The following is a 24,941-nucleotide window of genomic DNA, read 5'->3' as shown; positions in this document are numbered from 1 at the left end:
CGGCGCGCAGCCGCCGGTAGCGGCGGGTCACGGTCTGGGTGGAGACGCCGAGCACCTCGGCGATCCGGCCGAACGAGGCCCGCCCGTCCAGGTGCAGGGCGTGCACCAGCCCGCGATCGATCTCGTCCAGCATGAGCCGATTCCTTGATCAGAGCTTTGTTGAAGGAACGAATCCCCCAGTATCCCCCGCCAGGTGGAACAGGTGCGGAGGCCCGCCCCAGCCTGGTTCCGGCCGGAGGGTCCGGCCGCCGGAAGAAGGGGGATGCGATGTCCGTGCGAGAGGCCGTCGGGACGGGGACCGTCCATCGGTGGCGGTGGGTCGCGCTGGCCGCGCTGCTGACCGCCGAGGCGATGAACCTGCTGGACGCGACGGTGGTGACGGTCGCCGCGCCGGTCGTGCACGCCGACCTCGGGGGCGCGGTGTCGGACGTGCAGTGGTTCGGCGCGGCGTACACGCTGCCGTTCGCGGTGCTGCTGCTGGTCGGCGGGCGGCTGGGCGACCTGGCCGGGCGGCGGCGGATGTTCGTCGTGGGGACGGGCGCGTTCGCGCTGGCCTCGACGGCCTGCGCGCTGGCCACCGGCCCGGGCGCGCTGATCGCGGCGCGCGCGGTGCAGGGCGCCGCCGCCGCGCTGGCCATCCCGCAGACGATCGGGCTGATCCGGGTGATGTTCGACGGGCGCGAGCTGGCGCGGGCGATGGGCACCATCGGCCCGGTGATGGGGCTGACGGCGGTGTGCGGGCCGGTGCTCGGCGCGGTGATCACCCATGCGGACCTGTTCGGGTCGTCGTGGCGGGCGGCGTTCCTGCTCAACGTGCCGCCGGCCGTCGCCGTGCTGGCGCTGGCCCCGCTGCTGCGCGAGGACCGGGCGCCGCGGCCGCCGCGCCTGGACCTGCCGGGGGCGGTGCTGGCGGCGTCGGGGACGGGCCTGGTGGTGTACCCCCTCATCCAGCAGGGCGCCGGGCTCTGGCCGCTGCCGCTCGGCGCGGGGGCGCTGGCGGCGTTCGCGTTCCACCAGCGGGCCCGGGCGCGTCGCGGTCTCGGCTCCCTGGTGGAGCCGAGCCTGTTCCGCGACCGCGGCTTCCCGGCCGCGCTGGCGACCTCGACGCTGTTCTTCGCGCTGACGACCGGCCTGACGCTGGTGATCGCCCTCCACGTCCAGCTGGGACACGGCGGCGGCGTGCTCGCCGCCGGGCTGACCCTGCTCCCCTGGTCGTGCGGCCTCGCGGCCGCGTCCTGGGTCGCCGGGACGCGGCTGGTCCCCCGTCACGGGTCACGGGTGATGTTCGCGGGTCTCGCGGTGCTGCTGCTCGGGCTGCTCACCGCCGTGGCGGTCTACGACGCGTCCCGGGAATGGCGGCTCGTGGCGCTGGCCCTGTGCGGTGTCGGGAGCGGGCTGTTCACACCGGCGTTCTTCACCACGGCCCTGTCCCGTGTGCGGCCGCACGAGACGGGCTCGGCGGCGGGGCTGCTGAACGCCGTCCAGCAGTTCGGCGGCACGCTGGGCACCGCGCTGCTCGGCCGGGTGTTCCTGCACGCGCTGGCCGCCCACTCCGCCGCGCACGCGATCCGCCTGACGTTCTGGTGCGCCACGGGGATGGTCGCCGCCACGGCCGCGGCGGGCGCGTTCATGACCGCGCGCGAGCGCCGCTGATCAGTACGCGGAGCGCGCGGACCGCGCGGCGACGATGTCGGAGACGGCCTTCTCCAGGGCGTAGGCGGGATCGGCGGCGGCGCCCTTGACCGCGGCGTCCGCGGTGGCGACCGCCGTCAGCGCCCTGGCGACGCCGTCACCGGACCAGCCGCGCAACTGCTTCTGGACGCGTTCGATCTTCCAGGGCGGCATGCCGAGGTCCTTGGCCAGCGCCGCCGCGCCGGCCCCGCGCGGGGCGCCGCCGACCTTGGCGAGCCCCCGCACCCCCTGGGCGAGCGCGCTCACGATCAGCACGGGCGCGACACCGGTGGCCAGGGCCCAGCGCAGCTGCTCCAGGGCCTCGGCGAGCTGCCCCTCGATGGCCTTGTCGGCCACCGCGAACCCGCTGACCTCGGCCCGCCCCTTGTAGTAGCGGGCGATGGCGGCGTCATCGACCTTGCCGCCGGTGTCGGCGACCAGCTGGCTGGCGGCGGCGGCGAGCTCGCGCAGATCGTTTCCGACGGCCTCGGCCAGGGTGCGGGCGCCGTCCGCCGAGATCTTCCCGCCGTGCCGCCGGAACTCGGCCCGCAGGAAGTCGATCCGCTCCCCCGCCTTGGTGATTTTCGGACAGGAGATCTTCCGCGCCCCCGCCTTGGCGAGCCCCTCCACCAGCGCCTTGCCCTTGACCCCGCCGGGGTGCACGGCGACCAGGGCGACGTCGGGGGCCGGGTCCTTGGCGTACCTGAGGACCTCGGCGATCAGATCCTTGCCGAGGTCCTGCGCCGACCGGATCACGACGACCTTGCCGCCGCCGAACAGCGACGGCGAGGTCAGCTCGGCCAGCCGCCCGGGCTCCATCCCGCCGGGCACCAGATCGATGACCTCGATCTCGGGATCCTGAGACCGGACGGCGGCGACGACGTCACCGACCGCCCGCTCCACGAGCAGCTCTTCGTCTCCGACAACGAGGGTAAGAGGATCCACCGCCACCCCAGCAGCATGCCACGCCCCCACTCTTCCCCGGACCAAAGCCCAGCCGCCCACCCGAACAAAGCACCCCGAAGTCCCCACCCCGAACCCCGACGACCGCCCCCGAGACACAGCCATCCACGACGACCAGCGAACCAACCCGCCCAACCACACAGAAGCCACCCGCCCAAACCGGCCGACCACGCGAACAGCCCCGACCCGTCACGCCCACGGGCCACCACCACGACCTCGGCCAGGCAGAACGGACGAGCGGAAACCGCCCCAGGAGCGTCAGCTGCGGTGGACAACAACCAGGCCACCTCGCGTGCGGGTCATCGCCACGACGCCGGACCGAACAGCGCGAAGATCTGCCAGGGACCGTCAGCCGCGATGACCGACGACCAAGCCACCACACGTGCGGATCATCGCTACGGCACCGGATCGGATGACGTGGGGTCGCTCTGAGGGGTGTTAGTTGCGGTGGATGGTGGACAGGCCGCCGTGGGTGCGGGTTATCGCGATGTCGCCGGAGTGGTCGGTGCGGTGGATGCGGGCGCCGAGGCGGCGGAGCAGGGTCAGGGTGGTCGCGGAAGGGTGGCCATAGTCGTTGTCCTTTCCGGCCGAGATCAGGGCGATGGGGGCGCGGGCCGCCGCCAGGAAGGCGGGGTCCTGGGTTCGGGAGCCGTGGTGGGGCACCTTCAGGACGTTCACCTGCGGCACGCTTCCCGTGAGGGCGCGCTGGGCCTCGGTCTCGACGTCTCCGGCGAGCAGCGCGCTGAACCCGGGGCGGCGGGCCACCAGGACCAGGCTGGCGTTGTTGATGGTGCCGCCGTCGTCGGCGGGGGTCAGGCGCGGGCCGTTGGACAACGGTCCCAGCACGGTCAGCGAGAGGTCGCCGATGTCCCAGCGCTGCCCGGCCTCGGCGGTGCGGACGGGCGTCCCCGCGGCGAACCGCGCCTCGCGGCCGGACGTGCGCGGTGTCGTCAGGACGAGGCGCACCGCGCGGCCGTCGCGGACGCCCGGCATGCCGTCCAGGTGGTCGGCGTGCGGATGGGTGATCGCCAGGAGGGGCACCTCGCGGACGCCGAGGCGGTCCAGGCAGCCGTCCACCGCGCGCGGGTCGGGACCCGCGTCCACGACCACCGCCCGGCCCGGTCCCGCCGCCAGCGCGAGGGCGTCGCCCTGCCCGACGTCGCACGCCACCATCTGCCAGCCCGGCGGCGGCCAGCCCGGCGCGATCACCCGCAGCACGACCACCGCGACCAGCACGCCGCCCATGGCGGCCGCGACGACCAGCCGCCACCGCCGGGAGCGCAGCACGAGAACGGCCACGGCACCGGCCGCCACCAGCGACACCGCGCCCAGCCCGCCCGCGTGCCAGGGCACGGTGGCGTACGGCAGCGCGGCGGCGGTGCGGGCCACCCCGATGATCCAGCCCACGGCCAGCCCGGCGGGCCACACCGTCCACTGCGCCAACGGCACCGAGAACAGCGCCGTCACCGCGCTCGCCGCACCCAGCAGCGTGGCGGGAGCCACGGCGGGCGCCGCGAGGAGGTTCGCGGCCACGGCGACGACGCCGATCTCCCCGGAGAGCATCACCAGCACCGGGGCGACGGCGATCTGCGCGGCGGCCGCGACGGCGAGGGCGTCGGCGACCGGCCCCGGCAGGCGGGCGCGGAGCCGTTCCCGCCACGCCGGGGCCAGCACCAGCAGCCCCGCCGTGGCCAGCACCGACAGCGCGAACCCGTAGGACCGGGCGAGCGTCGGGTCCGCCAGCACCAGCAGGACGACGGCCGCGCCGAGCGCCGGGATCCCCTGGCGCCGCCGCCCGGTGAAGAACGCCAGCAGCCCGATGACCCCCATGACCGTGGCGCGCAGGACGCTCGGCTCGGGCCGCGCCACCAGCACGAACGCCGCGACCGCGCAGACCGCCAGCGGCGGCGCGCACCGGCGGCCCAGCCCCGCCAGACGGCACAGGCCGAGCACCGCGCCGATCACGATCGCGAGGTTGGCCCCCGACACGACCAGCAGGTGGCTGAGTCCCGACTCCCGGAACTCCTCCGCCAGCCGGGGGTCGAGCCGCGAGGTGTCCCCGACGACCATGCCGGGCAGCACGGCGCGCCGGTCGGGCGGCAGCCGCGCGACGGCCTGGCGCAGCCGTTCCCGGACGTGCTCGGCGGCCCGCTGCGTGGCGGGCGGCTCCCCCTGGAGCGTCGGCGGCCCGCGCACCACGACCACGGCCGCCAGCAACTCGGCCTTACGCGGCTCCCCGAACCGTCCGCTGGCCTTGACCCGCTGCCCGGGGGTCAGCCTCTCCCACCGCCGGTCGCCCGCGATGACCAGCACCGGCACCCGGACGCCGACCCGCCGCCCGTGCCGCCAAACGCCTTCCGCCCGAGCCCGCACCACGACGACCTTCCGCCCCGCGCCGCCCTTGACCTGCGGATCGCCGCTCACCACGACCTCGACGGCCGCCCTCCCGCCCCGCTCGGCCAGCGCTCGAACGGGCCCGCTCTCCACCGCCCAGACCCGAAGCCCGACCCCCGCCGCCGAAGCCGCCGCACACACCAGCACCACCCCACCCACCCCGCGCCACCCGACCGTCCTCCACCACACCCCGCCCCGCCTCGCCCCGCACCACCGAAACCTCCCACCACGTGACCCATTCGGTTCGCCCGCCGTTCCCCACGGCTCCCGCGTTTCCTTGTCCCCCTGTGTCTCCTCAACGTCATGCCGAACTTCCCTCCTCCGCGGTTCTGCCGGCTCACGTTCCGTTTCCCGTTCTCCTGCCGTCTCCCGGCTCCCCGAACACGTCCTCGCTCTCCCTGGTGTTTCCGTTGGCTGTGGTGTTCCGGAGACGGGCTCGTCGGGCTGCTCCGTCCTGCTTCTCGAAGTGTGGTCTTCGTGGAATGGTCTCCGGGGGCGCGGCGGGTGGGGGTGTGGGGAGCCGCGTCGTGGTTTTGCCAGTAGGGGTACGGCCGCTGTCGCCATGGCGCATGCCAGAAGGAGGGAGGGAAGCGCGCCTACGCCGAGGGTCAGGGACGCGGTCAGCCAGGTCGCCGCCGCGGGGGCCACCAGGCGCAGGTCGTGGCCCTTCTCGGGGGTCTCGTTCATACGCGGACCATCGCCTTCAGTTCGGTGAAGCGTTTCGCGCCGATGCCCGTGACCTCCTGGAGCTGGTCGACCGAGCGGAAGCCGCCGTTCTGGGTGCGGTAGTCGACGATCCGCTGGGCCAGCACCGGGCCGACGCCGGGCAACGCGTCGAGTTGGGCGGCCGTCGCGGCGTTGAGGTCCAGGGGACCGCCTCCGTTGGGCGGCGTGGTGCCCGGACCGCCCTCGGTGGGCGCGGCGGGGGCGCTGCCCGCCGCGCGGGGATCGGGGGGTGGCACCCCCACCGCGATCTGCTCGCCGTCCTGCACCTTGCGGGCCAGGTTCAACGCGCCCGTCCCGGTTCCGGGGCGGACTCCCCCGGCCGCCTCGATCGCGTCGCTGACCCTCGACCCGGCGGGCAGGGTCACGATGCCCGGCGTCTTCACCTTGCCGAACACGTGGACCACGATCTCGGCCGTGGGAGACGAGGGGGCCCCTGCCGGCGGGAGCGCGGCCGCCGGGGCCGGAAGTGCGGTCGCCGGGGTCGGGAACGCGGTCGCCGGTGCGGGGACCGGTTCCGGGGTGGGGCGGGCCAGCCACAGGTAGCCGCCCGCCGCCAGCACCGCGATCACCCCGACGATGACCAGCACCCTCGCGCCGCCCACGCCGGGATCCAGGTCCTCCGTCATGGGCAGGCGCAGTCTCCGCTTCGGGGCCGCGTCCTCGGCGGCCGGGATGCGCTGCCTGCGCGAGGGCGGCTCAGCGTGGTCGGGGCCGGTGGGGCCCGAACGTAAGCGCGCCGCGGGCGGGGCCTGGGGCACCGGCGGCGGAAAGAGCGGCTGCTTGTCGGTCGGGGTCATGCCTCGACCGTAGGAAAGCGGTGACGCTCCGCGACAGGGAGGTGACCGATCTGTGGATAACTTCGTCAGGCGTGCGGCGCGACGACCACGCCCAGCATCCCCGGGCCGACGTGCGCCCCGATCACCGGGCCCACCTCGCCCACGTAGACGTCGGCCACGTTCGGGATGCGCTCGCGCAGGCGGGAGGCCAGGGCCTCGGCGCGGGAGGCCGCCGCCAGGTGCTGGATCCCCAGGTCGACGCGCCGGTCCCCGGCCCGTGCCACGGCCAGCTCCTCCAGGCGGGCCAGCGCCCGGGACGACGTGCGCACCTTCTCCAGCGGGGTGATCTTCCCGTCGGTGATGCCCAGCAGCGGCTTCACCATCAGGGCCGAGCCGAGCAGCGTCGCCGCCGCCCCGATGCGGCCGCCCCGGCGCAGGTGCTCAAGGGTGTCGACGTAGAACAGGGAACGCGTCGCGGCGGCGCGGTCCTCCGCGGCCGACACCACCGCGGACACCGGTTCTCCGTCCAGGGCGGCGGCCGCGGCCGTGAGGGCGGCCAGGCCGAGGCCCAGGCCGATCGTCCGGCTGTCCACCACGTGCACGGGGACGGGCGCGTCCTCCGCCGCCAGGCGGGCCGCCTCCACCGTGCCGGACATCAGGGAGGATAGGTGGACCGACACGATCGCCGACGCCCCCGCTCCGGCCGCCTCCTTGTAGGCGTGGGCGAAGCGTTCGGGGGACGGGCGCGAGGTCGTGACGGGGTGCCACTCCTTGAGGGCCCGCGCCGTCTCGGCCGTGGTGATGTCGTCCTCGTCGCGCACCGTGCCGCCGACGGCGATCTGCAGGGGCACCACCGTGAGGCCGTGCCGTGCGGCGAGGTCGGACGGGAGGTAGGAGGTGGAATCCGTGACGACCGCGACCGGGCTCATAGGGCGAAGGTACTCCTCGGGCTGACGCGGCCGATGTCAGTGTTGTGACAGGGCGGTGAAATCAGGCCTGGACGGGCACCCCACCGCGCCACACCCGCAGCGCGCGCAGCCCGAACGCCCACGCGAACGCCCCCTCGTGGTCGGCGTCCCACAGCACGATGTCGGCCATCATCCCGGGTGCCAGCGAGCCCCGGTCGCCCACGCGGAGCGCCGCCGCGCCGCCGAGGGTCGCCGCGCGCAGCGCCTCGGTGACCGACAGGCCGTACATCGCCACCGACAGGCCGATGACCAGCGGCATCGAGGTGATGCCGCACTGGCCGGGGTTGTGGTCGGTGCCGAGGGCGACGGTCACGCCGCGTTCCAGCATCTGGCGGACCGGCGCGGGCGGGCGGGAGGAGTTGAGGGCGCTGCCGGGGCAGACGGTGGCGGTGACGCCCGCGTGCGCCAGCGCCTTGATGTCGTCGTCGTTGGCCTGGGTGAGCAGGTCGGCGGAGGCGCAGCCGACCTCGGCCGCCACCTGCGCGGCGCCGATGCGCTCGTTGGCGCAGGCGTGCATGCGGGCCTTCAGGCCGGCGCGTTTGCCGGTGAGCAGGAGGATGCGGGCCTCCTCGGCGGTGAAGTGGCCCTCGTCGCAGTACACGTCGATGGAGTCGGCCCCGGCGGCCGCGGCGTCGCCCGCCCACAGGCGGACGGCCTCGATGTAGTCGCGGCGGCGGCCGAAGAACTCCGGCGGCAGGATGTGCGCGGCCAGGAACGTGGCGTGGATGCGCGGCATCGACGGCTCGCCCTCCAGGGAGCGCAGCAGCCGGATGTCGGCGAGTTCGCCGTCGCGGGTGAGGTGGTAGCCGGTCTTGGCCTCGACGGTGGTGGTCCCGGCGAGGATCCACTGGCGCAGGCGCTCGCGGACGCCGTTGCACAGGGTCCACGGGTCGGTGCCGCGCGTGACGGTGGAGTTGACGCCGCCGCCCGCCGCCGCGATCGCCGAGTGGGACGACCCGGAGGTGCGCATGGCGAGCTCGGCCCAGCGGTTCCCGGCGTAGACGGGATGGGAGTGGGCGTCGATCAGCCCGGGGGTGACCAGTCCGCCGCCGAGGTTCTCCACGTGGTCGACGTCGACGATGTCGTCGATGACGCCCGGGACGCTCTGGGGCAGGTCCGAGGCGGGCCCCGCCCAGACGATCCGGTCGTCGTGGATGAGGACGGCGGCGTTGCTGCAGACGTCGGTGCCCGTCCAGAGCCTGCCGATGTTCGTCAACAGCCGTACCGTCATAGGGTCACCGACCAGGATGGGACGAAGCGGCGCAGGCCGCTGTACCGGACGCCATGGAGAAGGCCACCTGCTCTCGATCCGCAACGCCGACTGGGTGCCGGCGGTTCACCGTTGGAGGGGGACGGTGGTCGGCCGACCACCTTGGGCAACGGAACCGCAGATATCGGTTTCGTCACGGTAGTGCACTGAAGGCCCGGCCGACAACCTCTAGCCGACGAACACGGACATCCCGGAAACAGTTTCCTGTCCCCGGTGCGCGCGGCGCGGCACGGAGGCTTCGTTCGCTCAGGTCAGCACCTGACGACAACCGGACAAAGCGCGCAGAGCCGCTAATAAACCATGGAATATCCGGTCGTTCAGCATCGCCGTCATCACCCCGCCCCTTAGTCATAAGACCGTACGGAATCCGCCAGGCGCGTCAAGCGGAATGGGGAAGGTGTCACCGTTCGGCGACCACCGCGACGCCGGACCGTGCCCTGAACGGGGCGCGGTCCGGCGTCCGGGTGGTTCAGCTGGTCGGGGTGAGGGCCTCGAACGGGGCCAGCTCGCCCGCCAGGTCGGTGGGGACGCGGGCGCGCAGCAGGGTGCCCTCGGCGAGGTGCTCCTGCTCGGCGACCTCGCCGCGCTCGTGGATCTGGGCGACCAGGTCGCCGCGGTCGTAGGGCAGCAGGACCTTCACCTCGGCCTCCAGGCCGGGCAGCTGCTCCTCGATCATCTGCCGCAGCTCGGTGATCCCGGCGCCGGTGCGGGCCGAGACGACGATGCTGTTGGGCTCGCGGCGGCGCAGCCGGGCGAGGGCCATCTCGTCGGCGGCGTCCGCCTTGTTGATCACGATGATCTCGGGCACCCGGTCCGCCCCGATCTCGCGGAACACCTCGCGCACCGCGTCGATCTGAGCCTCGGGGTCGGGGTCGGAGCCGTCCACCACGTGCAGGACGAGGCCCGCGTCGGCGACCTCCTCCAGCGTGGAGCGGAACGCCTCCACCAGCTGGTGCGGCAGGTGCCGGACGAACCCGACGGTGTCGGCCAGGGTGTAGGCGCGCCCGCCGGGCGTCTCGGTCCTGCGGACGGTCGGGTCCAGCGTGGCGAACAGCGCGTTCTCCACCAGGACGCCCGCGCCGGTCAGCCGGTTGAGCAGCGAGGACTTGCCCGCGTTGGTGTAGCCCGCGATGGCGACGGCCGGGACGGCGTTGCGCCGCCGCTCGCCGCGCTTGGTCTCGCGCGACTTGGCCATCTCCTCGATCTGGCGGCGCAGCTTGGCCATGCGGGACCGGATCCGCCGCCGGTCCAGCTCGATCTTGGTCTCACCGGGGCCGCGGCCGCCGATGCCGACGCCGCCCGCCGCGCGGCCGCCGACCTGGCGCGACAGGTTGCCACCCCAGCCGCGCAGGCGGGGCAGCAGGTAGTCGAGCTGGGCCAGTTCGACCTGGGCCTTGCCCTCGCGGCTCTTGGCGTGCTGGGCGAAGATGTCCAGGATCAGCGCGGTCCGGTCGATCACCTTGACGCGGACGGTCTCCTCCAGGTGCCGCAGCTGGCTGGGGGCCAGCTCGCCGTCGCAGATGACGGTGTCGGCGCCGGTGGCGATGACGATGTCGCGCAGCTCGGCGGCCTTGCCCGAGCCGATGTAGGTGGCCGGGTCGGGCCGCTGCCGGCGCTGGATCAGGCCCTCCAGGACCTGCGAGCCGGCGGTCTCGGCGAGCAGCGCGAGTTCGCGGAGGGAGTTCTCGGCCTCCTCGGCCGTCCCCTCCGTCCACACACCTACCAGGACGACCCGCTCCAGGCGGAGGGAGCGGTACTCGACCTCGGTGACGTCCTCGAGTTCGGTGGACAGGCCCGCGACGCGGCGCAGTGCCCGGCGTTCCTCGAGGTCGAGCTCTCCGGTCATCGGCTCGTCGAAGCCGTCGAACGGGTCCGGAGTCTGGTCTTCAGAAAAAGGTGCAGTCATATGTCCTCTAGAACGCCGCGGGGCGGCCGTGTCTTCCCCGGGATCGTCTCACGCCCCCGGGTCCGGAGGCATTCGATTATCCCCTCGCCACCTCGGGCATGCCCGGTTCCAGGACGTTGACGCACCTCACGCGGGACCCGCTTTGACCGGGAACGGTACCCGCGAGTAGCGTTCTCCACACACCAGAAGTCGAATTTCGCTAGACGAAAGGGCAGGCCGATGGCTGCACTCGAAGGGGTCGAGATCGCTGGCCCCCTCAACGAGCGGTACGACGAGATCCTGACGCCCGAGGCGCTCGCTCTCCTCGCCCTTCTGCAGCGCGAGCTGGGCGGCCGTCGCAAGGAGCTGCTGGCGGCCCGCGCCGAGCGGCAGCGCAGGCTGTCGGGGGGCGGCACGCTCGACTTCCTCCCCGAGACCGCCGAGGTCCGCTCCGACGACTCCTGGCGGGTCGCCCCGCCCGCGCCGGGCCTGGAGGACCGCCGGGTGGAGATCACCGGTCCGACCGACCGGAAGATGACGATCAACGCTCTCAACTCGGGCGCCAAGGTGTGGCTGGCCGACTTCGAGGACGCCAACACCCCGCTGTGGAACAACATGATCGAGGGCCAGCTCAACCTGCGCGACGCCCTCGACCGCACCATCGACTTCACCGACTCCCGCTCCGGCAAGTCCTACGCGCTCAAGGACGACGGCGAGCTGGCCACCATCGTGGTCCGCCCGCGCGGCTGGCACATGGAGGAGAAGCACCTGCTGGTCGACGGCGAGCCGATGTCGGGTTCGCTGTTCGACTTCGGCCTCTACTTCTTCCACTGCGCGCGCCGCCAGCTGGAGAAGGGCAAGGGCCCGTACTTCTACCTGCCGAAGATGGAGTCGCACCTGGAGGCCCGCCTCTGGAACGACGCCTTCAACCTGGCCCAGGACCACCTGGAGATCCCGCGCGGCACCATCCGCGCCACCGTGCTGATCGAGACGATCCCGGCCGCGTTCGAGATGGAGGAGATCCTCTACGAGCTGCGCGACCACTCGGCCGGGCTGAACGCGGGCCGCTGGGACTACCTGTTCTCGGTGATCAAGAAGTTCCGCGACCGGGGCGCCGACTTCCTCCTGCCCGAGCGCAACGCGATCACCATGACGGCGCCGTTCATGCGCGCCTACACCGAGCTGCTGGTGCGCACCTGCCACAAGCGCGGCGCGCACGCGATCGGCGGCATGGCGGCGTTCATCCCGTCCCGCAGGGACGCCGAGGTGAACAAGGTCGCCTTCGAGAAGGTCCGCGCCGACAAGACCCGCGAGGCCACCGACGGGTTCGACGGCTCCTGGGTCGCCCACCCCGACCTGGTCCCGGTCTGCCGCGAGGTGTTCGACGGCGTGCTCGGCGACAAGCCCAACCAGCGCGACCGGCTGCGCGAGGAGGTCCGGGTCTCGGCCTCCGACCTGCTCAACGTCAAGGCCACCCCCGGCGACATCACCGAGGCGGGGCTGCGCAACAACATCGACGTGGCGCTGCGCTACCTGGCCGCCTGGCTGAACGGCTCGGGCGCGGTCGCGATCCACAACCTGATGGAGGACGCCGCCACCGCCGAGATCTCCCGCTCCCAGGTCTGGCAGTGGATCTACAACGGGGTCTCCACCAAGGAGGGCCAGAAGATCACCAAGGAGTGGGTGGAGCAGCTGCTCGACGAGGAGCTGGGCAAGATCCGCGCCGAGCTGGGCGAGGCGTTCAACGAGCCCCGCTACAACGAGGCCGTGGAGCTGTTCAAGCAGGTCACCCTGGCCGACGAGTACCAGGAGTTCCTGACCACCCCGGCCTACGTCCACTTCCCGTAAGCCCGCCCGATCCGCGTCGGCCGTCCCGGGAACAGCCTCCGGGACGGCCGGCGCGCACTCGTTCCCGGCGCTCCGGAGTGGAAGGGTGGGGGTATGGGCGAAGCGCTGACGAGGCTGGCCGAACGGTTCACGGCGCTGCTGGGCGCCGACTCTGTGATCACCGATCCGGTGCGGCTGCGCACCTACGAGTGCGACGGGCTGACCAGCCACCGCGCCACCCCCGGCGTCGTGGTGCTGCCCGGCACCGCCGAGCAGGTCGCCGCCGTCGTGCGGGCCTGCGTCGCCGAGGGCGTGCCGTACGTGGCGCGCGGCTCGGGGACGGGCCTGTCGGGCGGCGCGCTCCCCCGCACCGACGGCGTCCTGATCGTGACGTCGCGGATGCGCCGCATCCTCGACATCGACATCCCCAACCAGCGCGCGGTCGTCGAACCCGGCGTCATCAACCTGGACGTCACCCGCGCGGTCCGCGACCAGGGCTACCACTTCGCGCCCGACCCCTCCAGCCAGCAGGTCTGCTCGGTCGGCGGCAACGTCGCCGAGAACTCCGGCGGCGCGCACTGCCTGAAGTACGGCTTCACCGCCCACCACGTGCTGGCCTGCGAGGTCGTCACCCCCGACGGGGAGATCGTCGAGCTGACCGCGGGCGGCCCCGGCTACGACCTGCTGGGCGTGTTCGTCGGCGCGGAGGGCACCCTCGGCATCACCACGAGGATCACGGTGCGGCTGACGCGGCTGCCCGAGACGGTGCAGACGCTGCTGGCGGCGTTCGACTCGATCGAGTCCGGCGGCGCGGCCGTCTCGGCGATCATCGGCGCGGGCGTCGTCCCGGCCGCGGTCGAGATGATGGACGCGCTGTCCATCGAGGCCGCCGAGGCGGCCGTGCGCTGCGGGTACCCGCCGGGCGCCGGGGCGGTGCTGATCGTCGAGCTGGACGGGCCGGGCAGCGAGGTGGCCCACCAGTTCGCCGAGGTGGAACGGTTGTGCCGCGCGGCGGGCGCGTTCGAGGTCCGCATCGCCGCCGGCGACGCCGAACGGGCCCTGATCTGGCGGGGCCGCAGGTCGGCGTTCGCCGCCGTGGGCCGCATCTCCCCCGCCTACCTGGTGCAGGACGGCGTCATCCCGCGCACGTCCCTGCCGAAGGTGCTGGCCCGCATCGACGCCCTGTCGGCCGAGTCCGGCGTCCGCGTCGCCAACGTCTTCCACGCCGGGGACGGCAACCTGCACCCGCTGGTGCTGTTCGACGACGCCGAGCCGGGCGCGACCGAACGCGCCGAGGAGGTCTCCGGCGCGATCCTGGACCTGTGCATCGAGCACGGCGGGTCCATCACCGGCGAGCACGGTGTGGGCGTGGACAAGTCCCGTTACATGCCGCGCATGTTCACCGACACCGACCTGGACACCATGCAGATGGTGCGCTGCGGCTTCGACCCGGCCGGATTGTGCAACCCCGGCAAGGTGTTCCCCACGCCCCGGCTGTGCGGCGAGGCCCCCGGCGTCCGCAAGGGCGTGCACCCTCTGGTCGAGCAGGGAAAGGCGGACCTGTTCTGATGAAGCCCATCGACGCGCTGGCCAAGGTCTGCTCCGACGTCCGCCCCGCCTACCCCGAGGAGGGCGTGCTCGGCGTCCTGCCCCGGTTCGTGGCCGCGCCGGCCGGCGTCGCCGAGGCCGCCGAGACGATGCGCGCGGCCGCCGAGCACGGGCTGGCGGTCATCGCGCGCGGCATGGAGACCCGCCTGGACTGGGGCCTGCCGCCGCAACGCTGCGACCTGCTGCTCGACACCCACCGGATGGACCGGATCGTCGAGCACGCCGCGGGCGACCTGGTGGTGAGCGCCGAGGCCGGAACGCCGATCGAGAAGATCAACGCCGAGGTCGCCGCGCACGGGCAGCGGTTGTCCCTGGACTGCCCGATCTTCGCCTCCTCGGTCGGCGGAACGATCGCCACCGCCGCCGCCGGACCCCGCCGCCTGCTCTACGGCGCCCCCCGCGACCTGGTCATCGGTCTCACCGTCGTGCGCGCCGACGGGAAGATCGCCCGTTCCGGCGGCAAGGTCGTCAAGAACGTCGCCGGATACGACCTGGGCCGCCTGTTCGCCGGATCGTGGGGCACGCTCGGCCTGATCGTGGAGGCCACGTTCCGGCTGCACCCGGTCTGCGAGGCCACCGCCTACGTCTCGGCCGTGCTGCCCGACGCCGCCGCCGCGCACGAGGCGGTCCAGGCGGTGCTGCACTCCCCCGTGGTGCCCGCCGCCGTCGAGTGCGCCGCGGCGCCCGGCGGGATCGAGGTCTGCGTCATGGTGGAGGGGGTCGCGGCGGGCGTCCCCGCCCGCGCCGACCGCGTCTCGTCCCTGCTCGGCGGCGCGGACGTCGCCGAGGAGCCGCCGGAATGGTGGGGCCGCTACCCCGACGGCACCACCCTCGTCGAGATCACCGCCCCGCCCGCCGCGCTCGCGCGCGCCTCCTGGCTCACCGGCGCGGCGACCTGGAGCGCGTCCGGCCACGGCCTCCTGGGGCTGGAGGCCGGACCCGAGCAGGTCACCGAGACGGTGAACGAGCTGCGCGCCGCCCACACCGCCGTCGTCCGCTACGCGCCCGAGCCGGTCCGCGACGCGCTCGACGTGTGGGGGCCGGTCCCCGCGCTGTCGCTGATGCGGCGCGTGAAGGACCAGTTCGACCCCGACCACCGCCTGTCCCCCGGCCGCTTCGTGGGAGGAATCTGATGAGCGCCCCAGAGGAACTGCCGAAGCTGCTGGGAGACTGCGTCCACTGCGGGTTCTGCCTGCCCACCTGCCCCACCTACGTCCTGTGGGGCGAGGAGATGGACTCCCCGCGCGGCCGGATCCACCTGATGCAGCAGCACCAGCGGGGCGAACCGCTCAGCCCCGCGATGGTCCAGCACTTCGACGCGTGCCTGGGCTGCATGGCGTGCGTGACGGCATGCCCCTCGGGCGTCCAGTACGACCGACTCATCGAGCTGACCCGCGCCGAGGTCGAACGCGAGCATCCGCATTCCGCCGCCGACCGGGCGCTCCGCAGGGCCGTCTTCGGCCTCTTCCCCTACCCGAGGCGCCTGCGCGCCCTGCGCGGCCCGCTGCGCCTCTACCAGAGGAGCGGCCTGGACAAGGTGGTGCGCCGCACCGGCGTCCTGGAGCGCCTCTCCCCGTCCCTGGCCGCGATGGAACGCCTCGCCCCGCCCCTCGGCAGGGCGCCCCGCCTGCCCGAACGCGTCTCCGCGCGCGGCGGGCGCCGCGCCACCGTCGGGATGCTCACCGGCTGCGTGCAGCGCGAGTTCTTCCCCGGCGTCAACGCCGCCACCGCCCGCGTCCTGGCCATGGAGGGCTGCGACGTCGTCATCCCGCGGAACCAGGGCTGCTGCGGCGCGCTGTCGCTGCACTCGGGCCGCGAGGACGAGGCCCGGCGCTTCGCGCGCCGCACGATCGAGACGTTCGAGAACGTGGACGTCATCGTCGTCAACGCGGCGGGCTGCGGCTCCTCCATGAAGGAGTACGCGCGCCTGCTCGCCGACGACCCCGCCTGGGCCGCGCGCGCCGAGGCGCTGTCGGCCCGGACCCGCGACCTCGCCGAGTACCTCGTGGAGCTCGGGCCCCGCGCGCCCCGTCGGCCACTTCCGGTCACCGTCGCCTACCACGACGCCTGCCATCTCGCCCACGCCCAGGGCGTCCGGAGCCAGCCCCGCGCGCTGCTGGCGGGCATCCCCGAGCTGACCGTCCGGGAGATCGCCGACCCCGACGTGTGCTGCGGTTCGGCCGGGACCTACAACCTCCTGCAGCCCGGACCCGCCGCCGAACTCGGCGACCGCAAGGCCGCCAACGTGCGCGCGACCGGCGCGGACGTGCTGGTCGCGGCCAATCCCGGCTGCGTCATGCAGATCGCGGACGCGCTGGGGCGCCAGGGCGCGCCGATGGCCGTCGCGCACACCGCCGAGATCCTGGACGCCTCCCTGCGGGGGCTCGGTCCGGACGGGTTCCGCACGCCCCTATCGTGAAAGCCGCGCCGGGGGAAGCGCCGCTTCCGTCGCCCGCGGGACCCGACGACGGCCGATCGGGACGTGTTGTATCGTTTTCGCCCCAAAGGGCAAGGGCGCCCTTACCGAGGTCGGAGAGGCACCCGCGAGCCCAGGAAAAGAGCATGTCCAACAGCTACCGTTCACACCGCCGCCGCAAGAAGAGCAAGGCCGGACGGCTCGGTCTCGCCGGCGCCCTCACCGGGGCCGTCGGCATCGCCGCGGTGGCGGCGGGCATCGTGCTCATGCGCCCCGACGACCGGCGGACCGGCACCGCAATCGGCCAGGCCGGCGGCGGCGAGGCCGCGACCCCCAGCGCGACCGCCGCGCCGCCGACCGGTCCGGTGCTGAGCCTCACCACCCCCGAGGGCTACGGGTACGGGCTGGCCGCCGTCAAGGCCGGGACCGACGAGAAGCCGCTGGCCACCAGCGAGGCCACCGCGGACGGGAAGACGTTCGCCTACGCCGACTACGTGCTCACCAACACCGGGCGCCGCCCGGCGCTGCTGCCCAACGTCTCGGCCGCCGACCTGTTCGTCCCCGCCTCGCAGGTGCCCGACGGGGCGAAGGAGCGCTGCATGCCCCAGGCGGGCGTCCCCTCCCACATGTGCACGCTGCCCAACCACAGCAAGGTCCTCGCGCGGCTGGACGGCAGCAGGCCGCCGTTCCGCGACGGCGCCGACACCATGATCCCGGGCGGGGCGTCCTACCTGGTGCGGGTCGCCACCGACCTGCCGGTCAAGGACGGCCTGGAGGCCGGCGACATCCGGCTGTACGTGTGGGACGCCCGCTACACCCCCGAACGCAAGGGCATCGAGGTCGCCTTCCCCTAGAAGCCCCCGGGCGCCCGCGCGGGGCCGCGCCCCTGGGCGCTCGGCCCGGTGAAGCCGATGTCCTCGTAGGCGATCTCCTGGAAGCCGCCCGCGCCCAGGTTGGCCAGCCCGCCCCGGGTCGCGACGATCTGCGGGCGCTGGTAGAGCGGCAGCACCGTCGCCAGCCGCCAGATCAGCCGGTCGGCCTCGTTGACCAGGCGCCGCGCCCGGGCCGGGTCCAGCTCGGTGATGGCGCGGTCCATCGCCGCGTCGATCTCGGGGGTGCCGAGCCGCGAGTAGTTCTGCTGGATGTCCTCGCCGCGCGGGCGGGCGAACACCGACCGCAGCGGCGACAGCGGGAACGCGGTGCCCAGCCACGAGAACGGCACGATGTCGAAGTCGCCGGGCGTGACGTACCGGTCGAACAGGTCGTCGGTCGGGACCGTCTCGATGTCGACGCGGACGCCGATGCGCGCCAGCAGCGCCCGCGCCAGCTCGCCCTCCTGCTTGCTGCCGGGCACCCCGGACGGCACCACGAACCGCAGCGCCAGCGTGCGGCCGTCCTTGACGCGGTGGTCGCCGGCGAGCCGCCAGCCCGCCTCGTCCAGCAGCCGCGCCGCGCGTTCGGGGTCGTAGCGGCCCAGCTCGCCGGAGTTGTCGCGGTACCCCTCCTGGGTGTTGACGAAGAAGTGGTTGCCGAGGGTCTGCACCGGCCAGCCGAGGTCGGCCAGGTCGCTGCGGGCGATGGCGCGCCGGTCGATGCCCATCATCACCGCGCGCCGCACCCGCGCGTCCGACAGGACCGGCCCGGCGGCGTTGAGGGTGAAGTGCCGCCAGTCCGGGCCGCCCGCCCGCCGCACCACCGCGCCGCGCACGTTCTCCACCCGGCGCAGCGCCGCCGCGTCCACGCCGATGTCCATCAGGTCGATCTCGTCGTTGGCGAACGCGCCGGGCATCGCGCTCGTGTCCATCGCCCGGAACACGATCCGGTCGAGCTTGGCGGGCCGTCCCCACCAGCCCGGGTCGCGCTCCAGCGTGACGGTCTCGGCGGTCCGGTCGACGGCGGCGACGCGGAACGGCCCGGCCGACACCGGCACCCGCCCCAGCCACCCGTTGTTGAACGTCTCGGGGTCGTCGCAGGTCCCGGCCGGGTACAGCGGGCTGAACAGGCTGCGCCAGTCGGCGTAGGGCCGCCGGAACACCACCCGGACCTCGTGCGCGCGGTCGCCCTTCTCCACCCGCGCGATCTGCCCGTAGCCGGTGACGGTGGAGACCTGGAAGCGCCGGTCGCGGCCCGACAGCGCCCGCGCCTGGGAGGCGAAGTCGCGCAGCCCGATCGGGCGGCCGTCCGACCAGCGGGCGCGCGGGTTGAGCCGGTAGGTGACGACCTGCCGTGGCCTGGTGCGGGTGACCTCGGCCGACTCCAGGTAGGCGGGGACCGGGTGCGGCACGCCCTTGGCGTCCGACCGCATCAGCGAGGGCAGCACGCCCTGGACGACCTGCTCGACGACGCCCCGGCTGCCGTTGATGTGGTGGAAGTTCCACTGCACGGGGAACTCCGGCAGCGGCCAGCGCAGCGTGCCGCCGGTGCGGATCCGGTCGCGGGACGTGGGGTTGACGTCGGAGACCGGCAGCGTCCCCGTCGGGGGCGGCTCGGTCCCCGCGTCGCTGCATCCCGCCCCGGCGAGCACCGCGCCCGCCAGCAGCAGGGAAAGAACACGGCGCGCCCTCACGGGCGTCCCCCCTCCGGATGGTGGCAGGCGACCAGGCGTCCGGTCCCCTCCGGGACGGGACGCGGCCGCGGTTCGTCGGTCTCGCACAGCGTCCGCCACGCGGCGTCGGCGGACGCCGCGTAGCTCGGGCACCGGGCCCGGAACCGGCATCCGCGCGGCTGCTCGGACGGGTCGGGCGGGTCGCCGGGCAGCGGCGCGGGCCGCCGCCGCCGTTCCCGGTGCGGGTCGGGCCGGGGGACGGCGTCCAGCAGCGCCCGCGTGTAGGGGTGGACGGGCGCGCCGTAGACGTCGGCGACCGGCCCGATCTCGACGATCCGCCCCCGGTACATCACCGCGACCCGGTCGGCCAGCAGCCGCACCACCGCCAGGTCGTGCGCGACGAACAGGTACGCCAGACCCAGCCGGGCCCGCAGCTCCTCCAGCAGGGCCATGATCCCGGCCTGCACGGACACGTCGAGGGAGGCGACCGGCTCGTCCAGCAGCAGCAGGCGCGGCTCCAGCGCCAGGGCGCGGGCGATCCCCACGCGCTGCCGCTGGCCGCCCGACAGCCCGTGCGGGTGGCGGGCCGCGTGCGCGGGGTCCAGGCCGACCAGCGCCAGCAGCTCCCGGACGCGCGCGTCGATCCGGGCCCGGGGAACGCCGTGCACGAGCAGCGGTTCGGCCAGGATCTCGGCGACGCGCATGCGCGGGTCCAGCGAGGCGAACGGGTCCTGGAACACCACCTGCACGTCGCGGCGCAGCGCCTTGCGTTCGGCGGCCGTGAGCGCGGCGGTGTCGCGGCCGAACAGCCGGACGGTCCCGCGCTGCGGCCGGGTCAGCCGCAGGATCTCCATCAGCGCGGTGGTCTTGCCGCAGCCCGACTCCCCGACCAGGCCCAGCGTCTCGCCCGCGCGCACGTCGAACGAGACGCCGTCCACCGCGCGCACCGTGCCGTTGCGGCGGCGCAGGACCGTGCCCCGGTACAGGGGATGGTGGCGGACCAGGCCCTCGACCTCCAGCACGGCGGGACGTTCGTGGCGCGGCACGACGGGCGGGGCGGGCGGGGGCGCGGGCGCCGGGAACACCCGCGCGGGGTCGCCGGTGGCGTCGAGGTTGACGCAGGCGGCGGTGTGGGCGGGCGTCCCGACCGGCACCGGAGGGGGCTCGGTGTCGGCGCAGCGGGACACGGCGACGGGGCAGCGCGGCGCGAACGGGCATCCGGTCGCCGGGAAGCCGCCCGTGGAGATCCCGCCCGCGCCGTCGATCGGCACCGGCCGGGGCGCGTCGGGCTCGATGCGCGGCAGCGACTGGAGCAGCCCGATCGTGTAGGGCATGCGGGGCCGGGCGTAGACCTCGGCGACGGGGCCGGTCTCCACGGCGCGGCCGGCGTACATGACCATGACCCGGTCGGCGAACCCGGCGACCACCCCCAGATCGTGGGTGATCAGGACGATGGCCGCGCCGGTGGCCTCCTTGGCGGTCCGCAGCACCTCCAGCACCTGCGCCTGGATGGTGACGTCGAGCGCGGTGGTGGGCTCGTCGCAGACGATGGCGACCGGGTCGTTGGCGATCGCCATCGCGATCATCACGCGCTGCCGCATGCCGCCGGAGAACTCGTGCGGGTAGGCCCGCGCGCGGCGGGCGGCGTCGGGGATGCCGACCAGTTCGAGGAGCTCGACGGCGCGGGCGCGGGCGGCCGGCCGGGTCGCGCCCGCGTGCACCCGGATCGTCTCGGCGATCTGGTCGCCGACGGGATGGACGGGGGTCAGCGCCGACAGCGGGTCCTGGAACACCATCGCCAGGTCCTTGCCGCGCACCCGCGACAGCTCGGCGTCGGAGCGGCCCAGCAGCTCCCGCCCGCGCAGCCGCACCGACCCCTCGACGCGGGTGCCGGGCGGCAGCAGGCCGAGCGTCGCCAGCGCCAGGGCGCTCTTGCCCGACCCGGACTCGCCGACGATGCCGAGGACCTCGCCCCGGCCGACCGACAGGTCCACGCCGCGCACGGCCCGCACCCCCCGCGGATAGGTCACCCGCAGGTCCCGGACCTCCAGCACGGTCACGGCGTTCCCTTCTCCAGGGTCGGGTCGAGCAGGTCGCGCAGGCCGTCGCCGAGCAGGTTGACCGCCAGCACGGTGAGCACCAGCAGCCCCGCGGCGAACCCCGACAGCCACGGGTAGGCGGTGGCGGTGCCGTGCCCGTCGGCGATCAGGGTGCCCAGCGAGATGTCGGGCGGCTGCACCCCGAACCCGAAGTAGGACAGCCCGCTCTCGGCCATGATCGCGACGCTGACGTTCAGCCCGGCGTCCACGATCAGCAGCGACGCCAGGTGCGGCAGGATGTGCCGCCGGATGATCCAGGGCGTGGAGGCGCCGCCGAACCGGGCGGCCAGGACGTACTCGCGTTCCCGCAGCGAGATCGTCATGGCGCGCACGACCCGCGCGGTGATCATCCACAGGAACGCCGCCAGCAGCAGCACCAGCAGTGGCCAGCCGCCCCCCAGCGACGGTGCCAGCACCGCCACCACCAGGAACGCCGGCAGCACCAGCAGCAGGTCCACGCCCCACATCAGCAGCCGGTCCGGCCAGCCGCCGAGGTATCCGGCGACCATGCCGACCAGCGCCGCCAGCGCGGTCGACAGCACCGCCACCAGCAGCCCGATGACCAGGGACTTCTGCATGCCGCGCAGGGTGAGCGCGAACACGTCGCGGCCGCTCTGGGTGGTGCCGAACCAGTGCCGCGTCGAGGGCGGCTCCCGGAACGCGGTGAAGTCGGTGTCCTCCCAGCCCCACGGCGCGAGGTACGGTCCGGCGAACGCCAGCAGGAACAGCAGCACCAGCAGCGACGCCCCGATGACGACGCGGCGGCTGGCCGCCAGGCCGCGCAGGGTCCGGCCCGGCCGGTTCACGAGCGCCCCGTCCGGGCCGTCCAGGTGGTGCCGCTCGTCCGCACGCGCGGGTCGAGCACCCCGTACAGCACGTCCGACACCAGCCCGGCCAGCAGCACCGCGGCGGCGGCGCAGCAGTTGACGGCGGCGACCGCGTTGACGTCGCCGCGGATGATGGACTCGACCAGCCACTCGCCCATCCCGTGCCAGCCGAAGATCTCCTCCAGGAACATGCCGCCGAGCAGCAGCAGCCCGAAGGTGTAGGCGAAGTAGGTGGTCATCGGGATCAGGGCGGTGCGCAGGCCGTGCCGCAGCAGCGCGTCGCGGTGGCGCAGGCCCTTGGCGCGGGCGGTGCGGACGAAGTCGGCGTTCAGGACGTCGAGCATCATGCCGCGCTGGTAGCGGCTGTAGAGCGCCAGTTGCGCCAGGGCGACGGCGGCCGTCGGCAGCAGCAGGTGCCGCAGCCGGTCGCCGAGGCCGCCGAGCGGGCCGAACGTGCCCTCCGACGAGCCGGGGGCGGTCTCGCCGACCCATTCGAAGACCTGCAGGCCGGTGGTGTCGTTGACCTTCTGCGCGCCGATCTGCAGCAGCACCGCCAGCACGAAGATCGGGGTGGACAGCAGCAGGTAGGACCCGGCGGTGATGATCCGGTCGGAGGGGCGGTCGCGGCGGACGGCGGCGTAGGCGCCCAGCAGCACCCCGAGCACGCAGCCGAGGACGGTCCCGAAGGTCAGCAGCCGGACGCTGACCCACAGCCGCCGCCACAGCTCGTCGTTGACCGGCTCGCCCTGGAGGGTGCGGCCGAAGTCGCCGCGCAGGACGCCGGCGGCCCAGACGCGGTAGCGCTCGGCGAGGGGCGTGCGGTCGTTGAGGTTGAGCCGGTTCAGCTCGGCGTCGACGACCGCGGCCGGGGGCCGGGGATTGCGGTCCTCGAGGTTGGCCCGGGGCTTGAGGGCGCTGGCGGCCAGCAGGTAGGAGAGGCTGGCGGCCAGGACCACCAGCACCGCGTAGTTGACCAGCCGGCGCAGCAGGAAACCCGCCATTCTCCCCCTCCCCCGCGCGCAGGACAGTCACGGAATGCTACTTGTCGGTGACGGTCGGCGCAGGGGAAACACGGAAACGCGCTCACCAAAAGTGACCGAACGGTGACCTGCGCGGGAGAGTGCGCAGGTCACCGTGCACGAGGCGGGTCAGGAGGACGCGAGGGCCGGCTCGCGTTCGGCGGGGGCGGCGCGACCGGCGCGCAGCCGTCCGACGCCCAGCAGAGCGAACCCGGCGGCGGCCCAGACGGCCAGCACGGTCAGCGGAGCGGCGGCGCCCGCCCCGTCGAAGAACGCCACCGACCGCAGCAGGGTGACGGCCGCGCCCGGCGGCAGCGCCTGCCCCAGCGCGCCCCACGGCTCGGGCAGCAGCTCGGGCGCGGAGCCGGCGGCCGACAGCGGGTTGCCGAGCAGCAGCAGGACCAGCCCGCCGAGGCCGATCCCGGCGCGGCCCAGCGCGGCGGCCAGACCGATGACGGACCCGCTGACCGCCAGCAGCGCCAGCGTGACGACCCCGGCGACGGCGAGGAACGAGCCGGGCAGCAGCGACAGCCAGCCCTGCGCGAGCGCGGTGGAGCCCAGGCCGCCCAGCACGGCGAACACGGCCACCCCGGCGGCCCGCCAGGCCAGCGGCCCGACGGCGAACGTCAGCAGGACCGCGGCGGCCAGCCCCGACATGATCAGCGGCAGCACCAGCGCGCCGAACGCCGCGCCGCGCGGGTCGTCGGGGTCGGCGGCGACCACGTCCTGGACGGGCGCGGCGGCCTGCCCCGCCATCTGCTGGGCCAGCGCCGTGAGCTGCTGGGCGACGGCGGGCGAGGCCGCCGAGGCGACCAGCACGCGCGGCCCGGCGGGGGTGGTGACGATCGCGCCGTAGGCCTCGCGGTCGGCGAGGGCGCGCCGGGCGGCGGCCTCGTCGGGCCGCGTGACGATCGCGAACGCGCCGGGACGCTGCTGGTCGAGGCGCTGCGCGACGGCGGCGGCCTGTGGTCCGGCGACCACGACCGGCACGTCACGCGGGGCCGTCCGGGCGGCGGGCCAGGCGAACGCGAGGATCATCAGCAGTTGCAGCAGCGCGGCGGCCACGGCCACGCCGAGCGCGCGCCGGGCGGGCGTGGACCGTGACGGGCCGGACTGTGGGGACGCGGAGTGCACGACGGCCTCCAAATAAAATCGGATGTTCGTTCTCTTTGATGTCCCCAGCGTCCCCCCACCCGGCCACCTTGTCAAGAACGAATGTTCGTTTTACTTTGGGGGCATGCCACGAGTCTCCGCGGAGCACCTGGAACGCCGCCGCCAGCAGATCCTCGACGCCGCCCGGGCCTGCTTCGTCCGCAAGGGGGTGCACGACACCTCGATGCAGGACATCTTCGCCGAGTCCGGGCTGTCGGCCGGGGCCGTCTACCGCTACTTCAAGAGCAAGAGCGAGATCGTCGAGGCGATCATGTCGATGGTCCTCACCGACATGCGCGGGTTCATCACGGATCTGACCTCGGCCGACCCGCCGCTCCCGCTGGACGAGGTGATCGAGCGGGTCACGCGGATGGTCGTCCTGCTGAGCGGGGAGGACGGCCCGGTCCACATGGCCCCGCACGCCTGGTCGCTGGCGATGCACGACCCGGCCCTGCGCTCCTACATCAAGGAGAACATGACGACGCTGCGCGAGTCGTGGATCGGGTACGTGGAGCGGCTCGTCGCGGCGGGGATGCTGCCCGCCGGCACCGACCCGGTGGCCACGAGCAAGGTGATCTTCGCGATGATGCCCGGCTTCCTGATCCAGCGGCTGTTCCTCGGGGACGTGACCCCCGAGGAGTTCCGGGTGGGCGTGCGCACCCTCGTGCGGCAGAGCCTGACCGCCTCCGCGGATGTGGCCTCCGCCCCCTGACCGGTCCCCGCCGACAGGGCGGCGGCCCCGCCCGGAGCGTTCTCCGGGCGGGGCCGCCGTGTTCCCAGGTCACCAGGGCGGGG

Annotated in this window: 20 protein-coding genes; 8 read left to right on the top strand and 12 right to left on the bottom strand. The window is 74.1% G+C overall.

Features of this window, described 5'->3' with window-relative positions; all coding sequences use genetic code 11:
* Positions 1-133, bottom strand: a 133-nt coding sequence (locus AKI01S_RS49845; protein ID WP_157420505.1) for an Lrp/AsnC family transcriptional regulator, incomplete at its 3' end; no start/stop codon positions are given.
* 134 nt (positions 134-267) lie between these two features.
* Between AKI01S_RS49845 and AKI01S_RS40370 the strand changes: the two genes are divergently transcribed.
* A complete protein-coding gene (locus AKI01S_RS40370; RefSeq protein ID WP_067830755.1) occupies positions 268-1,653 on the top strand; it encodes an MFS transporter in 1,386 nt (461 codons plus the stop codon).
* On the opposite strand, the gene holA is transcribed toward AKI01S_RS40370, so the two are convergent.
* On the bottom strand, positions 1,654-2,622 hold the full coding sequence (gene holA / locus AKI01S_RS40365) for a DNA polymerase III subunit delta (RefSeq protein WP_245681984.1): 969 nt from the start codon (positions 2,620-2,622) through the stop codon (positions 1,654-1,656).
* A gap of 279 nt (positions 2,623-2,901) precedes the next feature.
* Here holA and AKI01S_RS51300 point away from each other — a divergent pair, with 279 nt between their 5' ends.
* Complete coding sequence (locus AKI01S_RS51300; RefSeq protein ID WP_157420504.1) at positions 2,902-3,066, top strand: hypothetical protein; 165 nt, start codon at positions 2,902-2,904, stop codon at positions 3,064-3,066.
* Between the two features lie 6 nt (positions 3,067-3,072).
* On the opposite strand, the gene AKI01S_RS40360 is transcribed toward AKI01S_RS51300, so the two are convergent.
* From AKI01S_RS40360 to hflX, 5 genes are all read right to left on the bottom strand, one after another.
* Complete coding sequence (locus AKI01S_RS40360; protein ID WP_245681983.1) at positions 3,073-5,121, bottom strand: ComEC/Rec2 family competence protein; 2,049 nt, start codon at positions 5,119-5,121, stop codon at positions 3,073-3,075.
* Positions 5,122-5,711: 590 nt separating this feature from the next.
* Positions 5,712-6,551 carry a ComEA family DNA-binding protein gene (locus tag AKI01S_RS40355; protein ID WP_084000731.1) on the bottom strand — a complete coding sequence of 280 codons (840 nt, stop codon included), beginning with the start codon at positions 6,549-6,551 and terminating at the stop codon, positions 5,712-5,714.
* Between the two features lie 65 nt (positions 6,552-6,616).
* Complete coding sequence (locus AKI01S_RS40350) at positions 6,617-7,459, bottom strand: DegV family protein (protein WP_067830743.1); 843 nt, start codon at positions 7,457-7,459, stop codon at positions 6,617-6,619.
* Positions 7,460-7,520: 61 nt separating this feature from the next.
* A complete protein-coding gene (locus AKI01S_RS40345; RefSeq protein WP_067830741.1) occupies positions 7,521-8,729 on the bottom strand; it encodes an amidohydrolase family protein in 1,209 nt (402 codons plus the stop codon).
* 508 nt (positions 8,730-9,237) lie between these two features.
* Positions 9,238-10,674, bottom strand: a complete 1,437-nt coding sequence (gene hflX, locus AKI01S_RS40340) for a GTPase HflX (RefSeq protein ID WP_067830739.1) — start codon at positions 10,672-10,674, stop codon at positions 9,238-9,240.
* 219 nt (positions 10,675-10,893) lie between these two features.
* Between hflX and aceB the strand changes: the two genes are divergently transcribed.
* From aceB to AKI01S_RS40315, 5 genes are all read left to right on the top strand, one after another.
* The gene (aceB, locus tag AKI01S_RS40335; protein WP_067830737.1) at positions 10,894-12,501 is read left to right on the top strand and encodes a malate synthase A; all 1,608 of its coding nucleotides are present in this window, start codon (positions 10,894-10,896) and stop codon (positions 12,499-12,501) included.
* Positions 12,502-12,594: 93 nt separating this feature from the next.
* Entirely contained in the window at positions 12,595-14,049 is a 1,455-nt protein-coding gene (locus AKI01S_RS40330) for an FAD-linked oxidase C-terminal domain-containing protein (RefSeq protein WP_067830734.1), read from the top strand.
* Positions 14,049-15,221 (top strand): FAD-binding oxidoreductase, encoded by a 1,173-nt coding sequence (locus tag AKI01S_RS40325; protein ID WP_067830731.1) that lies wholly within the window; start codon positions 14,049-14,051, stop codon positions 15,219-15,221. Before AKI01S_RS40330 ends, AKI01S_RS40325 begins: the two co-directional genes overlap by 1 nt.
* Positions 15,221-16,507, top strand: a complete 1,287-nt coding sequence (locus AKI01S_RS40320) for a (Fe-S)-binding protein (protein ID WP_067830729.1) — start codon at positions 15,221-15,223, stop codon at positions 16,505-16,507. The genes AKI01S_RS40325 and AKI01S_RS40320 overlap by 1 nt, the downstream gene beginning before the upstream one ends.
* A 143-nt stretch (positions 16,508-16,650) precedes the next feature.
* Positions 16,651-17,358 (top strand): hypothetical protein, encoded by a 708-nt coding sequence (locus AKI01S_RS40315; protein WP_067830726.1) that lies wholly within the window; start codon positions 16,651-16,653, stop codon positions 17,356-17,358.
* Here the strand turns inward: AKI01S_RS40315 and AKI01S_RS40310 are convergent.
* The 5 genes from AKI01S_RS40310 to AKI01S_RS40290 form a co-directional block, all read right to left on the bottom strand.
* Positions 17,355-19,070, bottom strand: coding sequence for an ABC transporter family substrate-binding protein (locus AKI01S_RS40310; RefSeq protein ID WP_067830723.1), 1,716 nt, complete (start codon positions 19,068-19,070; stop codon positions 17,355-17,357). The genes AKI01S_RS40315 and AKI01S_RS40310 overlap by 4 nt on opposite strands.
* Positions 19,067-21,109: a dipeptide ABC transporter ATP-binding protein gene (locus AKI01S_RS40305; RefSeq protein ID WP_067830710.1), complete on the bottom strand. Its 2,043-nt coding sequence runs from the start codon at positions 21,107-21,109 to the stop codon at positions 19,067-19,069. Before AKI01S_RS40305 ends, AKI01S_RS40310 begins: the two co-directional genes overlap by 4 nt.
* Positions 21,106-21,954 carry an ABC transporter permease gene (locus AKI01S_RS40300; protein ID WP_067830707.1) on the bottom strand — a complete coding sequence of 283 codons (849 nt, stop codon included), beginning with the start codon at positions 21,952-21,954 and terminating at the stop codon, positions 21,106-21,108. Before AKI01S_RS40300 ends, AKI01S_RS40305 begins: the two co-directional genes overlap by 4 nt.
* The gene (locus AKI01S_RS40295; protein WP_067830704.1) at positions 21,951-22,976 is read right to left on the bottom strand and encodes an ABC transporter permease; all 1,026 of its coding nucleotides are present in this window, start codon (positions 22,974-22,976) and stop codon (positions 21,951-21,953) included. The genes AKI01S_RS40300 and AKI01S_RS40295 overlap by 4 nt, the downstream gene beginning before the upstream one ends.
* Positions 22,977-23,123: 147 nt before the next feature.
* Entirely contained in the window at positions 23,124-24,128 is a 1,005-nt protein-coding gene (locus tag AKI01S_RS40290; protein WP_218010010.1) for a hypothetical protein, read from the bottom strand.
* 103 nt (positions 24,129-24,231) lie between these two features.
* Here AKI01S_RS40290 and AKI01S_RS40285 point away from each other — a divergent pair, with 103 nt between their 5' ends.
* Positions 24,232-24,858 carry a TetR/AcrR family transcriptional regulator gene (locus AKI01S_RS40285; RefSeq protein ID WP_067830701.1) on the top strand — a complete coding sequence of 209 codons (627 nt, stop codon included), beginning with the start codon at positions 24,232-24,234 and terminating at the stop codon, positions 24,856-24,858.
* The last annotated feature ends 83 nt before the right edge of the window (positions 24,859-24,941 follow it).

The sequence above is a fragment of the Actinomadura kijaniata NBRC 14229 genome (assembly GCF_001552175.1).
Classification (GTDB): Bacteria; Actinomycetota; Actinomycetes; order Streptosporangiales; family Streptosporangiaceae; genus Spirillospora; species Spirillospora kijaniata.
This window is presented reverse-complemented; position numbering and strand designations above follow the sequence as displayed.

Bases quoted from the DNA above. Each gene is read 5' to 3' on its own strand.
- aceB (WP_067830737.1), top strand. From the start codon at position 10,894: ATGGCTGCACTCGAAGGGGTCGAGATCGCTGGCCCCCTCAACGAGCGG.
- AKI01S_RS40345 (WP_067830741.1), bottom strand. From the start codon at position 8,729: ATGACGGTACGGCTGTTGACGAACATCGGCAGGCTCTGGACGGGCACC.
- AKI01S_RS40295 (WP_067830704.1), bottom strand. From the start codon at position 22,976: ATGGCGGGTTTCCTGCTGCGCCGGCTGGTCAACTACGCGGTGCTGGTG.
- AKI01S_RS40350 (WP_067830743.1), bottom strand. From the start codon at position 7,459: ATGAGCCCGGTCGCGGTCGTCACGGATTCCACCTCCTACCTCCCGTCC.
- AKI01S_RS40320 (WP_067830729.1), top strand. From the start codon at position 15,221: ATGAGCGCCCCAGAGGAACTGCCGAAGCTGCTGGGAGACTGCGTCCAC.
- AKI01S_RS40315 (WP_067830726.1), top strand. From the start codon at position 16,651: ATGTCCAACAGCTACCGTTCACACCGCCGCCGCAAGAAGAGCAAGGCC.
- AKI01S_RS40370 (WP_067830755.1), top strand. From the start codon at position 268: ATGTCCGTGCGAGAGGCCGTCGGGACGGGGACCGTCCATCGGTGGCGG.
- AKI01S_RS40330 (WP_067830734.1), top strand. From the start codon at position 12,595: ATGGGCGAAGCGCTGACGAGGCTGGCCGAACGGTTCACGGCGCTGCTG.
- AKI01S_RS40325 (WP_067830731.1), top strand. From the start codon at position 14,049: ATGAAGCCCATCGACGCGCTGGCCAAGGTCTGCTCCGACGTCCGCCCC.
- hflX (WP_067830739.1), bottom strand. From the start codon at position 10,674: ATGACTGCACCTTTTTCTGAAGACCAGACTCCGGACCCGTTCGACGGC.
- AKI01S_RS40355 (WP_084000731.1), bottom strand. From the start codon at position 6,551: ATGACCCCGACCGACAAGCAGCCGCTCTTTCCGCCGCCGGTGCCCCAG.
- AKI01S_RS40285 (WP_067830701.1), top strand. From the start codon at position 24,232: ATGCCACGAGTCTCCGCGGAGCACCTGGAACGCCGCCGCCAGCAGATC.